Annotated in this window: 14 protein-coding genes; 9 read left to right on the top strand and 5 right to left on the bottom strand. The window is 58.1% G+C overall.

Going from position 1 to position 13,201, the window contains the following annotated elements; translation table 11 throughout:
- Positions 1 to 469: 469 nt before the first annotated feature.
- Positions 470 to 1,669 (bottom strand): tyrosine--tRNA ligase, encoded by a 1,200-nt coding sequence (gene tyrS / locus JFU48_RS10100; protein WP_201136440.1) that lies wholly within the window; start codon positions 1,667 to 1,669, stop codon positions 470 to 472.
- A 212-nt stretch (positions 1,670 to 1,881) separates the two neighbouring features.
- On the opposite strand from tyrS, the gene JFU48_RS10095 reads away from it, so the two are divergent.
- Together JFU48_RS10095 and JFU48_RS10090 are read left to right on the top strand one after the other, a co-directional pair.
- Positions 1,882 to 3,306 carry a peptidoglycan DD-metalloendopeptidase family protein gene (locus tag JFU48_RS10095; RefSeq protein ID WP_201136439.1) on the top strand — a complete coding sequence of 475 codons (1,425 nt, stop codon included), beginning with the start codon at positions 1,882 to 1,884 and terminating at the stop codon, positions 3,304 to 3,306.
- A gap of 3 nt (positions 3,307 to 3,309) precedes the next feature.
- Complete coding sequence (locus JFU48_RS10090; protein ID WP_201136438.1) at positions 3,310 to 4,401, top strand: anhydro-N-acetylmuramic acid kinase; 1,092 nt, start codon at positions 3,310 to 3,312, stop codon at positions 4,399 to 4,401.
- A 76-nt stretch (positions 4,402 to 4,477) separates the two neighbouring features.
- Here the strand turns inward: JFU48_RS10090 and erpA are convergent, their stop codons facing one another.
- Both erpA and argC read right to left on the bottom strand, forming a co-directional pair.
- The gene (erpA, locus tag JFU48_RS10085; protein WP_003228776.1) at positions 4,478 to 4,828 is read right to left on the bottom strand and encodes an iron-sulfur cluster insertion protein ErpA; all 351 of its coding nucleotides are present in this window, start codon (positions 4,826 to 4,828) and stop codon (positions 4,478 to 4,480) included.
- Between the two features lie 168 nt (positions 4,829 to 4,996).
- Entirely contained in the window at positions 4,997 to 6,031 is a 1,035-nt protein-coding gene (argC, locus tag JFU48_RS10080; protein ID WP_201136437.1) for an N-acetyl-gamma-glutamyl-phosphate reductase, read from the bottom strand.
- 135 nt (positions 6,032 to 6,166) lie between these two features.
- On the opposite strand from argC, the gene hemJ reads away from it, so the two are divergent.
- The 6 genes from hemJ (at position 6,167) to coq7 (ending at position 10,747) form a co-directional block, all read left to right on the top strand.
- A complete protein-coding gene (gene hemJ, locus JFU48_RS10075) occupies positions 6,167 to 6,595 on the top strand; it encodes a protoporphyrinogen oxidase HemJ (RefSeq protein ID WP_098965883.1) in 429 nt (142 codons plus the stop codon).
- A 35-nt stretch (positions 6,596 to 6,630) separates the two neighbouring features.
- Entirely contained in the window at positions 6,631 to 7,599 is a 969-nt protein-coding gene (locus JFU48_RS10070) for an NAD(P)H-dependent flavin oxidoreductase (RefSeq protein WP_201136436.1), read from the top strand.
- A 79-nt stretch (positions 7,600 to 7,678) separates the two neighbouring features.
- Positions 7,679 to 8,626 carry a DUF805 domain-containing protein gene (locus JFU48_RS10065; RefSeq protein ID WP_201136435.1) on the top strand — a complete coding sequence of 316 codons (948 nt, stop codon included), beginning with the start codon at positions 7,679 to 7,681 and terminating at the stop codon, positions 8,624 to 8,626.
- Positions 8,627 to 8,687: 61 nt separating this feature from the next.
- The gene (locus tag JFU48_RS10060) at positions 8,688 to 9,476 is read left to right on the top strand and encodes an SDR family NAD(P)-dependent oxidoreductase (RefSeq protein ID WP_045122654.1); all 789 of its coding nucleotides are present in this window, start codon (positions 8,688 to 8,690) and stop codon (positions 9,474 to 9,476) included.
- Positions 9,477 to 9,556: 80 nt separating this feature from the next.
- Positions 9,557 to 9,895, top strand: coding sequence for a histidine triad nucleotide-binding protein (locus JFU48_RS10055; protein ID WP_127647765.1), 339 nt, complete (start codon positions 9,557 to 9,559; stop codon positions 9,893 to 9,895).
- A 204-nt stretch (positions 9,896 to 10,099) separates the two neighbouring features.
- The gene (gene coq7 / locus JFU48_RS10050; RefSeq protein WP_027610738.1) at positions 10,100 to 10,747 is read left to right on the top strand and encodes a 2-polyprenyl-3-methyl-6-methoxy-1,4-benzoquinone monooxygenase; all 648 of its coding nucleotides are present in this window, start codon (positions 10,100 to 10,102) and stop codon (positions 10,745 to 10,747) included.
- A gap of 116 nt (positions 10,748 to 10,863) precedes the next feature.
- On the opposite strand, the gene speD is transcribed toward coq7, so the two are convergent.
- Together speD and JFU48_RS10040 are read right to left on the bottom strand one after the other, a co-directional pair.
- Positions 10,864 to 11,658, bottom strand: coding sequence for an adenosylmethionine decarboxylase (speD, locus tag JFU48_RS10045; protein WP_003228791.1), 795 nt, complete (start codon positions 11,656 to 11,658; stop codon positions 10,864 to 10,866).
- Between the two features lie 237 nt (positions 11,659 to 11,895).
- Positions 11,896 to 12,318 carry an OsmC family protein gene (locus JFU48_RS10040; RefSeq protein WP_003228794.1) on the bottom strand — a complete coding sequence of 141 codons (423 nt, stop codon included), beginning with the start codon at positions 12,316 to 12,318 and terminating at the stop codon, positions 11,896 to 11,898.
- Between the two features lie 238 nt (positions 12,319 to 12,556).
- Between JFU48_RS10040 and crp the strand changes: the two genes are divergently transcribed.
- Positions 12,557 to 13,201, top strand: coding sequence for a cAMP-activated global transcriptional regulator CRP (gene crp, locus JFU48_RS10035; RefSeq protein ID WP_003228797.1), 645 nt, complete (start codon positions 12,557 to 12,559; stop codon positions 13,199 to 13,201).

The following is a 13,201-nucleotide window of genomic DNA, read 5'->3' as shown; positions in this document are numbered from 1 at the left end:
ATGCTGATAATCTTGTTGACTATCAGTCTGACTCCACAAGCACCCACACGAATTGCTTGATTCAGTTGTTAAAGAGCGGTTGGTTAAGATCTTTTGTCTCAACCGAGGCGCGCATTCTACAGCAGCCTCATTTGCTGTCAAGTGATTATTTTCAGAAGTTTTCGAAGATTTCTTCAACAACTTCAACCACTTGCGCTTCCGATCTCTCGTTAGCGGGAGGCGAATTCTACAGCGTTACACGCTGCTGTCAACACCTCTTTTTCTCCGCTTTCGACCGAGAAGATCGAACCGTCAAAAGAGCCAAACATCACCGCTCTTTCAACTCCTTCCAGGCTTCGATGAACTGAAGCAAGCCGCTGTCGAAAACTGCTTAACTCATTGAATCTCAAGGAGTTTTCCGTTTCGACTGCGCCGGAAGTGGGGCGAATTATAGACTTCTAAAATTCGCCGTCAACCCCTAGATCCAACTTTATTCAGATTTCAGCGTGATGCGTGCAAATGCCTTCTTGCCCGCCTGACAAACGTGGGTCGCACCCAGTACATATATAAAGGAGCGATCAACCACCTCACCATCCACACGCACACCGCCGGAAGCCAACAGATCACGCGCAGCCGCCGAGTTCTTCACCAGGCCTGCCTTATTAAGGACGGCCGCAATCGGCATATCTTCAGCAGAAGCCAGCTCAATCTCCGGCAGATCATCCGGCAGTTCACCATCCTTCATACGGTTACCAGCAGCGCGATGCGCATTGGCGGCAGCCTCCTCACCGTGGAAGCGAGCGACAATCTCTTCTGCCAGCTTGATCTTGATATCGCGCGGGTTAGCCCCAGCCTCTACATCCGCACGGAAGGCTTCGATCTCATCCATCGAACGGAAGCTGAGCAGCTCAAAGTAACGCCACATCAACGCATCCGGGATCGAGACCAGCTTGCCGTACATCACACCTGGCGCTTCCTGGATACCGACGTAGTTGCCCAACGACTTGGACATCTTCTTCACGCCATCCAGACCTTCTAGCAGTGGCATGGTCAGAATGCATTGAGCTTCCTGGCCATATCCACGCTGCAGCTCACGCCCCATCAGCAAGTTGAACTTCTGATCGGTACCGCCCAACTCGACATCCGCGCGCAGAGCAACCGAGTCATAACCCTGAACCAGCGGATAGAGAAACTCGTGAATGGCGATCGGTTGGTTGGTGGTGTAACGCTTATCGAAGTCATCACGCTCAAGCATACGCGCGACGGTGTATTGCGAAGTCAGACGAATGAAGTCCGCCGGCCCCATCTGATCCATCCAGGTGGAGTTGAACGCAACTTCGGTTTTCGCCGGATCAAGAATCTTGAATACCTGAGACTTGTAGGTCTCGGCGTTTTCCAAAACCTGCTCGCGAGTCAAAGGAGGACGCGTAGCGCTCTTGCCGCTTGGATCACCGATCATGCCGGTGAAGTCACCAATCAGGAAGATCACCTGATGCCCCAATTCCTGGAACTGGCGCAGCTTATTAATAAGCACGGTGTGACCCAAGTGCAGATCCGGGGCGGTTGGATCGAAACCAGCCTTGATACGCAGCGGCTGGCCGCGCTTGAGCTTCTCGATCAGCTCGGACTCGACCAATAGTTCTTCCGCACCACGTTTAATCAGCGCTAGCTGCTCTTCAACCGACTTCATAACAGACCCGCAAGGCTCAGATTCAAAGGGAACCAACCATACAAGATCGTGCACCAATTACAAGTTTTGCCCGGCGCACGGACACCAATCTGCAGACAGGCTGTCTGTAGACTTGCTTCGGGGATGATTTGGTTATATTTTATACAGTTATTTCATCTTCATCATGTCATTCATCTTTTCCAATTCATCTTTTTTCAAAGTCAAAATTACTTATGACCACTGAACCGTCTAAAGCGCCACCGCTTTACCCGAAGACCCACCTGCTTGCCGCAAGTGGAATCGCCGCCCTTCTCAGCCTGGCGCTCCTGGTATTCCCTTCCAGTGATGTTGAAGCCAAAAAGACGACCCTGAGCCTTGAACTGGAAAGTCCTGCTGAACAACTGACACAAGATCAAGACGCTGCTGACGCGGTTCAAGCCACAAATGAGCCAGTAGCCTCACCTTTCGCCCAGATCGAAAACAGCACCGAAGACACCCCGAAAACCGCTGAGGCCGCACCTGCACCTGCTCCGACTGCGGAAAAACCGAAAGCCCCGGGACATCGCGAAGTCATCGTCTCAAAGGGCGATACGCTCTCTACATTATTCGAGAAAGTCGGCCTGCCAGCCGCCGCCGTGCATGAAGTCCTGGCCAGTGATAAACAAGCCAAACAGTTCAGCCAGCTCAAGCACGGCCAGAAGCTCGAGTTCGAACTGAACCCGCAAGGCCAACTGACCAGCCTGCACAGCAAGGTCAACGACGTAGAAACCATCACCCTGACCAAGAACGACAAGGGCTATGCGTTCAACCGCGTCACCGCTAAACCTACCGTTCGCACGGCTTACGTGCACGGCGTGATCAATAGCTCACTGTCACAATCCGCTGCCCGCGCAGGCCTGTCCCATAGCCTGACCATGGATATGGCCAGCGTATTCGGCTACGACGTCGACTTTGCGCAGGACATCCGCCAGGGTGACGAATTCGACGTGATCTACGAGCAGAAAGTGGTCAACGGCAAGGCAGTGGGCACCGGCCCGATCCTGTCTGCGCGCTTCACCAACCGCGGCAAGACCTACACCGCCGTGCGTTACACCAATAAACAAGGCAACAGCAGCTATTACACCGCCGATGGCAACAGCATGCGCAAGGCGTTCATCCGTACCCCGGTGGACTTCGCCCGCATCAGTTCTAAATTCTCCATGGGCCGCAAACACCCGATCCTCAACAAGATCCGCGCCCACAAAGGCGTCGATTACGCAGCTCCACGCGGTACGCCAATCAAGGCTGCCGGCGACGGTAAAGTGCTGCTGGCTGGTCGCCGCGGTGGCTACGGCAACACGGTGATCATTCAGCACGGCAACACCTACCGTACGCTCTACGGCCACATGCAAGGTTTCGCCAAAGGCGTGAAAACCGGCGGCACCGTCAAGCAGGGCCAGGTAATCGGCTATATCGGTACCACCGGCCTGTCCACCGGACCGCACTTGCACTATGAGTTCCAGGTCAACGGCGTTCACGTCGACCCGCTGGGCCAGAAGCTGCCGATGGCTGATCCGATCGCCAAATCCGAGCGCGCACGCTTCCTTGCACAGAGCCAGCCGTTGATGGCCCGTATGGACCAAGAGAAGGCCACCATGCTGGCTTCGAGCAAGCGCTAAGCCATGGCTCTTTATATCGGCGTGATGTCCGGCACCAGTCTCGACGGGCTGGACATCGCCCTGATCGAGCAGACCTCGGCGATCAGACTGATCGCCACGCACTACATCCCCATGCCCGAATCCCTGCGCACCGAGCTGCTTGGCCTGTGCGTCAGCGGCCCTGACGAGATCGCCCGCTCGGCGCTCGCCCAGCAGCACTGGGTAAAACTCGCCGCACAGGGCATCAACACCCTCCTCGATCAGCAGCAACTCAAACCTGAAGCCATTCGCGCAATCGGCAGCCACGGTCAGACCATTCGCCATGAGCCCGCTCGCGGCTTCACCGTGCAGATCGGCAATCCCGCACTACTGACCGAGCTGACCGGCATCACCGTGATCAGTGACTTCCGCAGCCGTGATGTGGCTGCTGGCGGCCAGGGTGCGCCGCTGGTGCCTGCCTTCCATGAAGCTTTGTTCGAGGAGCGTAGCGGTAACCGTGCAGTCTTGAATGTCGGCGGTTTCAGCAATCTGAGTCTGATTGAGCCGACCAGGCCTGTAGCCGGTTTCGACTGCGGCCCCGGGAATGTGCTGATGGATGCCTGGATTCATCAGCAACGCGGCGAGAACTATGATCGCAACGGCCAGTGGGCAGCCACCGGCACCGTCGAGCCAGTCTTGCTGAAAGCGCTGCTCAGCGATCCGTTCTTCGTGACCAAAGGTCCAAAGAGTACTGGCCGGGAAGTGTTCAACCTGCCTTGGCTGGAACACCATCTCTCAGAGCTACCGAGCTTCGCCCCTGAAAACGTCCAGGCAACGCTGCTCGAACTGACGGCGCTGACCATTGTCGAGTCGCTGCAAACCGCTCAAGCCGATACCCGGGAAATGCTGGTCTGCGGCGGCGGCGCTCACAACGTCACGCTGATGAAGCGTCTGGCCGACCTGTTGCCAAACGCTACCGTGGCCAGCACCGCCACTCACGGCGTCGATCCGGACTGGGTCGAGGCAATGGCCTTCGCCTGGCTGGCCCATTGCTGCCTCGAAGGCATTGCCGCCAACCGTCCGAGCGTCACCGGCGCCAAAGGCCTGCGGGTACTCGGCGCCATTTACCCCAACTGAACAAAACGCCGACAACAAAAAAACGCCGCAGAACCGTAAGGCTCTGCGGCGTTTTGTTGTGTGTAGCGAGGTGCGATCAGATCGAGAACGAAGAGCCGCAACCACAGGTCGTGGTGGCGTTCGGGTTCTTGATCACAAAGCGCGAACCTTCCAGACCTTCCTGGTAGTCCACTTCGGCACCCGCCAGGTACTGGAAACTCATCGGATCGACCACCAGACTCACGCCTTCGCGCTCGACGATGGTGTCGTCCTCGGCCACATCCTCATCGAAGGTGAAGCCGTACTGAAACCCCGAACAACCGCCGCCCGTAACGAATACGCGCAGCTTCAAGCGATCATTCCCCTCTTCATCGACCAGGCTCTTCACCTTGTGCGCAGCACCTTGGGTGAATTGCAAAGCCGTGGGGGTGAAGGATTCGACGCTCATGCTGACTATCTCCCGGCGTTACGCCGCCATAATGCGTGATGACGCGCATTATCCGCTTGTCCTAGAAAATCGGTCAACTATTGTTACGGTATATCAATAAACCCGACCAACTGCCCAGAATGCAAAAAGGCCCGTTTGACGGGCCTTATTGCTGTGTTGCCGAAAGTGTTACGGCAGCATGCCGGCGTGGGACAGGCCGAAGCGCTCATCCAGGCCGAACAGGATATTCATGTTCTGCACCGCCTGACCCGACGCGCCTTTGACCAGGTTGTCGATCACCGACAGCACCACCACCAAATCACCATCCTGCGGACGATGTACTGCAATGCGGCAGACATTGGCGCCACGTACGCTGCGGGTTTCCGGATGGCTGCCGGCCGGCATCACATCGACAAACGGTTCGTTGGCATAACGCTTTTCAAACAGCGCCTGCAGATCCACCGAACGATCGACCACGGTCGCATAGAGCGTGGAGTGAATGCCACGGATCATCGGCGTCAGGTGCGGCACAAAGGTCAGACCAACGTCCTTACCGGCAGCGCGACGCAGACCTTGGCGAATTTCCGGCAGATGACGGTGACCTTTCACCGCGTAAGCCTTCATGCTTTCCGACGTCTCGGAGTACAGCGAGCCTACAGACGCGCCGCGACCGGCACCGCTGACGCCGGATTTGCAGTCAGCGATCAGACGCGAAGTGTCAGCCAGACCCACCTCAAGCAGCGGCAGGAAACCCAACTGTGTAGCGGTTGGATAGCAGCCGGGAACGGCGATCAGACGAGCCTTCTTGATCTGCTCGCGATTGACTTCCGGCAGACCGTAGACCGCCTCGTCCAGCAATTCCGGCGCACCGTGTGGCTGGCCGTACCACTTGGCCCATTCTTCAGCGTCCTGCAGACGGAAATCCGCTGACAGGTCGATGACCTTGGTGCCCGCCGCCAGCAATTCACCGGCCAGGGCATGGGCAACACCGTGCGGAGTGGCGAAGAACACCACATCACAAGCGCCAAGGGTCTTGATATCGGGAACGCTGAACGCCAGACCGTCGTAGTGGCCGCGCAGGTTCGGGTACATGTCAGCCACGGCCAGACCGGCCTCGGATCGGGAAGTGATTACCACCACTTCTGCCTGCGGATGCTGTGCCAACAGACGCAGCAGTTCGACACCGGTGTAACCCGTGCCGCCGACGATACCGACCTTGACCATAAACCTGCCCTCAACGAACCCACTGGAAAGCCGTCGATAATAGGGGCCGCGCGCCCCTGCGACAACCATCAAGGTGACGTGCGGACGCTCAAGCCTCTACTATCCCGGCTACCGTGAACCTGGGAATAACTAAAAATGCTCTATCTGTGGATCAAAGCGTTTCACATCGTCAGTGTCGTGTGCTGGTTTGCCGGGCTGTTCTATCTTCCCCGGCTGTTCGTTTATCACGCGCAAAGTGAAGACGCGATCAGCAAGGAACGCTTCAGCGTCATGGAGCGCAAGCTATATCGCGGCATCATGGGCCCGGCGATGATCGCCACGCTGATCTTCGGCGGCTGGCTGATCTACCTCAATCCGGGCATCTTCAGCATGGGCGGCTGGATTCACGCCAAGCTGACCCTGGTGGTCTTGCTGATCGGTTACCACCACATGTGCGGTGCGCAGGTAAAACGCTTCGCCCGTGGCGAGAACACCCGCAGCCATGTCTTTTATCGCTGGTTCAATGAAGTGCCGGTTCTGATATTGCTGGCTATCGTAATTCTGGTCGTGGTCAAGCCGTTCTAACTTCTATACAGGCATAACACCTCGGGGGATTTCCAATGTCGCTGCCCGCTCTGCTCGAACAACGTCTGCGCCTGCCGGTAGTGGCAGCGCCGATGTTCCTGATCTCCAACCCGGAGCTGGTACTCGCCTGCTGCCGTAACGGCGTGGTCGGCAGTTTCCCGGCGCTGAACCAACGTGAAAGCAGCGGTTTCAAGGCCTGGCTGGAGGAGATCGAAGCGGGACTGGCGACGCTGGACAACCCGGCGCCGTATGCCGTGAACCTGATCGTTCACAACAGCAATCCGCGCCTGCAGGCGGACCTGGACATCTGCGTCGAACACAAGGTGCCGATTGTCATCACCAGCCTCGGTGCGGTGAAGGAACTGGTCGATGCCGTGCACAGCTACGGCGGTCTGGTGTTCCACGATGTGACCACGCGCCGGCATGCCGAGAAGGCCGCCGAAGCCGGAGTCGACGGCTTGATCGCTGTTGCGGCGGGCGCCGGGGGCCATGCCGGCACCTGGAGCCCGTTTGCGCTGATCGCCGAGATCCGCGAGTTCTTCGATAAAACCCTGCTGCTTGCAGGATGTCTGAACCACGGCCATGACATCCTGGCCGCACAACTGCTCGGCGCGGATCTGGCCTACTTCGGTACGCGATTTATCGGCACCACCGAAAGTCATGCGCCTGACGCCTACAAGGACATGCTGCTGACGGCCAAAGCGGCGGACATCATTCATACTCCTGCCGTCTCTGGCGTACCGGCCAGCTTCATGCGCCAAAGCCTGGAGGCGGCAGGTTTCGACATGGCCGCGCTGCAAGGCAAGGGCGAAGTCAACTTCGGTGACAAGCTCAAGCCGATCAACGACGAAGCCAAGGCCTGGAAGACTGTGTGGTCGGCCGGCCAGGGCGTAGGCCAGATTGACGACCTGCCGAGCGTCGACCAGTTGATCGCCCGGCTCGACGCGGAATATCGTCAGGCGCTGGAACGCGCGGCGCAATTGCCCAAACGCTGGCCGCGCTGAGAAAAATCAGGCCAGTGATCGACCCACTGGCCTTACACTTGCTGACTTTCAATTGATTCGCGACAAGGATGCCCCGACCATGAGCGAACCTCGTTACAAGATCGTTTTCGACGGTGCTCTGCAGCCCGGCGTCGATCTCACCACCGCCAAGCTCAATCTGGCGGCCCTGTTCAAAAGCGATGTCGCTGCCATCGAGCGCCTGTTCAACGGCAGCACCGTCGCCCTCAAGCGCGACCTGACTCACAGTGATGCGCAGACTTATCTGCAAGCACTGAGCAAAACCGGGATCGACGCGCGGATCGAGGCGGAAACGGCAATCGAGCTGAATCTTGCGGACGTGCACGAACATCAGCCCGTCATTGCAGAACCAGCCTCCCCCTACGCACCACCACGCGCCGACGTTGGCGAGAACCTGCCGGCCTTCGCTGTGCTCAAGCCTTTCAGCGTTGAAGGCCGGATCGGTCGCCTGCGGTTTTTGGCCTGGACGATGGTACTGAGCCTGGTAACCCTGCCGATCGTTGGCATATTCGCTCTGCTCGCGCTCGGACTGGTCAGCGGCGACTCCACCACCGGTCTGATCATCGGCGGGATATTCGCGTTCTTCCTGTTCCTCGGCTTCATCATTGTCAGCATCCTGTTCAGCGTGCAGCGCCTGCACGATATCGGATGGTCCGGCTGGCTGTGGCTGCTGAACCTGGTGCCGTTCGTGGGCAGCTTCTTCCCGCTGGTGATCATGGTCGTACCGGGCAACACTGGCGCCAACCGCTACGGCCCGCCACCGCCACCCAACAGTACCGCGGTCAAAGTGTTGTGCTCGTTGTGGATCGTGTTCTTCGCCCTGGTATTTGCCGGCGGCATGCTCGGCGGCATCTCGGCCATTCAGCAGGAATACGAAAGCAACCTTGAGAGCAGCTACGAAAGCGGCTCGGTCACCACCGATGAAGTCGAGGTCGAGACTGAACCGGCGAATTCCGTGGACGATGCAGCCGAAGCGGCCCCGGCCCCTGTAGACTCTGCGAAAGAATGAACAGCGCTCCCCGCCGTGACACCTGCGTCGCTGGCGCGGAGCTGTTGCGATGGAGAATTGCATGACCCGTTACGCACTGATCACTGGCGCCTCCAGCGGCATCGGCCTGGCCCTGGCTGAAGCTCTGGCCCGGCGCGGCCGCAGCCTGATTCTGGTGGCCCGCCAGCGTGATCAGCTGGAAAGTATCGCGATCGAACTGACCCAGCGCTTTGGCGTGGAGGTGTTGTTCCGCGCCTGCGACCTCGGCGAGCCATTGCGCTTGTCCGGGTTCCTGCTGGAACTGGAAGAAGGCGACCGGCAGATCGATCTGCTGGTCAATTGCGCTGGCATCGGCACCTGCGGCCCATTCCTCGCCCAGGACTGGATGACCGAGCAGGACCTGATCGAAGTCAACATCCTCGCACTCACCCGCCTGTGCCACGCCATTGGCAACAGCATGGCGCTGCAGGGCGGCGGGCAGATTCTCAACGTTGCCTCGGTGGCGGCGTTCAATCCCGGTCCGTGGATGAGCACTTATTACGCCAGCAAAGCCTACGTATTGCACTTCTCCGAAGCCCTGCGGGTCGAGCTCAAACAGAGCGCGGTCAAGGTTTCGGTGCTTTGCCCCGGCCCGACCCGCACCGCATTTTTCCGCACGGCGCAGCTCAACAGCGACAAACTCAAGGACAGCAAGCTGCTGATGAGTCCCGAGGAAGTCGCGCTGTACACCGTGCGTGCACTGGAAAAAAACCGCGCCATCATCATTCCCGGGAGGCGCAATCGCTGGTTCGCCTTCCTGCCACGCCTCGGCTCGCGCTGGCTCAATCGCACCCTTGTCGGCATGGTCAACAAGGCTTACTGCCCGCGCTGAACTGTCCTACGGCAAAACACTGGGCGGGGGCATTCCCCATGCGTACACTCAGGCCAGCCCCCACAACGGAGAAAACAGCAGTGGATACTCTGTTCACCAAGATCATCAACCGGGAGATCCCGGCCAAGATCATTTACGAGGACGACCAGGTTCTGGCGTTCCACGACATCGCTCCTCAGGCACCGGTGCATTTTCTGGTGATCCCGAAGAAACCGGTGCGTACCCTCAATGACCTGACCGAAGACGACAAGGCATTGGCCGGGCACATCCTGTTCACTGCCCAGCGTCTGGCACTGGAGCTGGGCTGCGAGGAAGGCTTCCGGGTAGTGATGAACTGCAATGAACAAGGTGGTCAAACCGTCTATCACATTCATATGCACGTACTCGGTCAGCGTCAGATGAACTGGCCACCGGGCTGATTCACTGCATCAGACCCTGTGGGAGCGGGCTTGCTCGCGAAAGCGGATTGTCTGGCACTGATACTTTGAATGTGCTGACGTCTTCGCGAGCAAGCCCGCTCCCACACAAACACCACCGTGCTCTCTGCATGGCAATGACCCAGCGCAAACCTTCCCCGGCCGATTCGGTTAAACTGGCCGTCGAGATTTTTCCCGGAGGTCAGCATGACTACCCAACGTCACTACTCGCCGATTGACCGTCTTCTGCTGCAAGCCGATGCCGCGATGCGCACCCTGCTGCCCTTCAGTGGCCAGCCGTACCGCCCGTCACCCGCCATCGTGCAGCCGGATGTGCAGATGAGCGACGAAGACACCCGCCACGTCGCCGGCCTGATGCGCATCAACCACACCGGTGAAGTCTGCGCCCAGGCGCTGTACCAGGGGCAGGCGCTGACCGCCAAGTTGCCGCAGGTACGTGCCGCCATGGAACACGCCGCCGAAGAAGAAATCGACCATCTGGTGTGGTGCGAACAGCGCATCCATCAACTGGGCAGCCATACCAGCGTGCTCAATCCGTTGTTCTACGGGATGTCGTTCGGCATCGGCGCTGTGGCCGGCCTGATCAGTGACAAGGTCAGCCTCGGTTTCGTCGCGGCCACCGAGCACCAGGTGTGCAAGCACTTGAACGAGCACCTGGAGCAATTACCGGCCGAGGACGAGAAGTCCCGGGCGATTCTGGAGCAGATGCGCATTGATGAAGAACATCATGCGGAGAGTGCACTGGATGCGGGTGGTTTCCGCTTTCCGGCGCCGGTGAAGTTCGGGATGAGTCTGTTGGCGAAGGTGATGACCAAGAGTACCTACAGGATCTGACTTCAGTGTTGTCTGGCAGGGCCCCTTCGCGAGCAAGCTCGCTCCCACAGGGTTCTGTTTCGGTAATAAAAAAGGCGACTACCGCACGGTAGTCGCCTTTTTTGTGCCCGGGAATCTTACGTCGGCATGTTGCGCGCGTAGAAGATTTCCAGCATTTCGTGTTTCACACGCTCGGTCACCTGAGCGCGCTGCTCGGACGACAGATTGCTGGTGGCGTCGCCGAACAGGTAGTTGTCCAGTTCGAAGTTCTTCAGCAGCATTTTCGTGTGGAACAGGTTTTCCTGGTACACGTTCACGTCGGTCATCTGGTACGCGTCGCGAGTGTCTTCGGAAAGGTAGTTCTGGATCGAGTTGATCTCGTGGTCGATGAAGTGCTTGTTGCCTTCAACGTCACGGGTGAAGCCGCGCACACGGTAATCCACGGTCACGATGTCCGAATCGAACTGGTGAATGAGGAAGTTGAGCGCTTTAAGCGGTGAAATGACACCACAGGTCGACACGTCGATGTCCACACGGAACGTCGCGATACCGGCGTCCGGATGGATTTCCGGATAGGTATGCACCGTGATGTGACTCTTGTCGAGGTGGGCAAGGATGATTTCGGGCAATGGACCCGGGGACTCTTCGATCTGGCTGTCAGTCGGGGTCACCGGCTCTTCCGAGATCAGAATCGTGACGCTGGCACCCTGAGGCTCATAATTCTGACTGGCAATGTTCAGAATGTTGGCACCAATGATTTCGACAACTTCCGTGAGAATCTGCGTCAGGCGTTCGGCGTTGTACTCTTGATTGATGTACTCGACGTAAGCCTGCTGGTCTTGCGGGGTTTCCGCGTAGCAGATGTCATAGATGTTGAAGCTCAAGGTCTTTGTCAGGTTATTGAACCCGTGGAGCTTGAGTTTGCTTTTCACCGTTAAAAACTCTCTATGTATGCGGCCCGGCCGCGTGATCAAGCATGCCCGTCAAGTGCGAACAACGCACCTGCGTAGGACGGTTAACACCTCTTCGCGATGGCGATTTTGGTTATCTGTTCAGGCGGATGACCCGTCGGCTGACCGATCACTGCCCTGAAAAAAGTGGCGCATTATGCAGACGTCAGCGAGGGATCGCCAGAGTCTGCACTGCTTTTATGATAGTTGAATGTCGGCTCAGCCGAGTTCGACGATTTCATAATCGTGAGTGATCGCCACGCCGGCCGCGCCGAGCATGATCGAAGCCGAGCAATACTTCTCGGCAGACAGCTCGATGGCGCGCTTGACCTGGGCTTCTTTCAGGCCCCGACCCTTGACCACGAAGTGCATGTGGATCTTGGTGAACACCTTCGGATCTTCGGTCGCGCGTTCGGCTTCGAGGAACGCTTCGCAGCTTTCAACCGCCTGACGCGACTTCTTCAGGATGCTGACCACGTCGAAGTTGCTGCAACCGCCAACGCCCAGCAGGAGCATTTCCATCGGGCGAACACCCAGATTACGACCACCGGCGTCCGGCGGACCGTCCATGACCACGACATGACCGCTACCGGATTCGCCGAGGAACATGGCTTCGCCAGCCCATTGGATGCGTGCCTTCATCGCCAAGACTCCACTGTAGAAAAAAGGGTCGCCAGCTTAGCACAGGCCCTTGCTCTGACAGCGCCTGGCGTTCCTAGGACGGATGCCTCTGCGGTGTAGGTAATTTCTCGAATTTTCGACGAAGTGTCTGGTAAGCTGGCGCCAATTCGCTGGCGCCAATTGTCAGCCTGTGTAGCGACCGCCTTCAGCGCCTCATAAAAAATCAAACATCACCGTGCAGTCTTTTCGGGATACAACCATGGTTGCTATTACCCCCACACCCAAAATCAAGAACCTCGACAAGCTGTTGATGCATTGTCAGCGCCGTCGCCATGCGGCCAAGAGCAACATCATCTGCGCCGGCGATCGCTCGGACACGCTGTACTTCATCATCAAGGGCTCGGTGACGATCCTCATCGAAGATGACGACGGTCGCGAAATGATCATCGCCTACCTCAACGCCGGGGATTTCTTCGGGGAGCTGGGCCTGTTCGAACAAGCGGGTCAGGAGCAGGAGCGCAGTGCCTGGGTGCGGGCCAAGGTTGAATGTGAAATCGCCGAAATCAGCTACGTGAAGTTCCGCGAATTGTCGCAGCAGGATCCAGACATTCTTTACGTTCTCAGCGGACAAATCGCACAACGCCTGCGCAATACCACGCGCAAGGTCGGCGACCTGGCGTTCTTCGATGTCACCGGTCGCGTGGCCCGTTGCCTGCTGGAGTTGTGCAAGCAACCTGATGCGATGACCCACCCGGACGGCATGCAGATCAAGGTGACGCGTCAGGAAATCGGGCGGATTGTCGGTTGTTCGCGGGAGATGGTCGGTCGCGTGCTCAAGGATCTTGAAGAACGCAATCTGGTCGATGTGAAAGGCAAGACCATGGTGGTCTTCGGCACGCGCTAA

This window comes from Pseudomonas sp. TH49 (assembly GCF_016650625.1).
Taxonomy (GTDB): domain Bacteria; phylum Pseudomonadota; class Gammaproteobacteria; order Pseudomonadales; family Pseudomonadaceae; genus Aquipseudomonas; species Aquipseudomonas fluorescens_H.
Note: the sequence above shows the minus strand (reverse complement) of the source record. Positions and strands in the feature narration are given on the sequence as shown.

Bases quoted from the DNA above. Each gene is read 5' to 3' on its own strand.
- tyrS (WP_201136440.1), bottom strand. From the start codon at position 1,669: ATGAAGTCGGTTGAAGAGCAGCTAGCGCTGATTAAACGTGGTGCGGAA.
- JFU48_RS10095 (WP_201136439.1), top strand. From the start codon at position 1,882: ATGACCACTGAACCGTCTAAAGCGCCACCGCTTTACCCGAAGACCCAC.
- JFU48_RS10090 (WP_201136438.1), top strand. From the start codon at position 3,310: ATGGCTCTTTATATCGGCGTGATGTCCGGCACCAGTCTCGACGGGCTG.
- erpA (WP_003228776.1), bottom strand. From the start codon at position 4,828: ATGAGCGTCGAATCCTTCACCCCCACGGCTTTGCAATTCACCCAAGGT.
- argC (WP_201136437.1), bottom strand. From the start codon at position 6,031: ATGGTCAAGGTCGGTATCGTCGGCGGCACGGGTTACACCGGTGTCGAA.
- hemJ (WP_098965883.1), top strand. From the start codon at position 6,167: ATGCTCTATCTGTGGATCAAAGCGTTTCACATCGTCAGTGTCGTGTGC.
- JFU48_RS10070 (WP_201136436.1), top strand. From the start codon at position 6,631: ATGTCGCTGCCCGCTCTGCTCGAACAACGTCTGCGCCTGCCGGTAGTG.
- JFU48_RS10065 (WP_201136435.1), top strand. From the start codon at position 7,679: ATGAGCGAACCTCGTTACAAGATCGTTTTCGACGGTGCTCTGCAGCCC.
- JFU48_RS10060 (WP_045122654.1), top strand. From the start codon at position 8,688: ATGACCCGTTACGCACTGATCACTGGCGCCTCCAGCGGCATCGGCCTG.
- coq7 (WP_027610738.1), top strand. From the start codon at position 10,100: ATGACTACCCAACGTCACTACTCGCCGATTGACCGTCTTCTGCTGCAA.
- JFU48_RS10040 (WP_003228794.1), bottom strand. From the start codon at position 12,318: ATGAAGGCACGCATCCAATGGGCTGGCGAAGCCATGTTCCTCGGCGAA.
- crp (WP_003228797.1), top strand. From the start codon at position 12,557: ATGGTTGCTATTACCCCCACACCCAAAATCAAGAACCTCGACAAGCTG.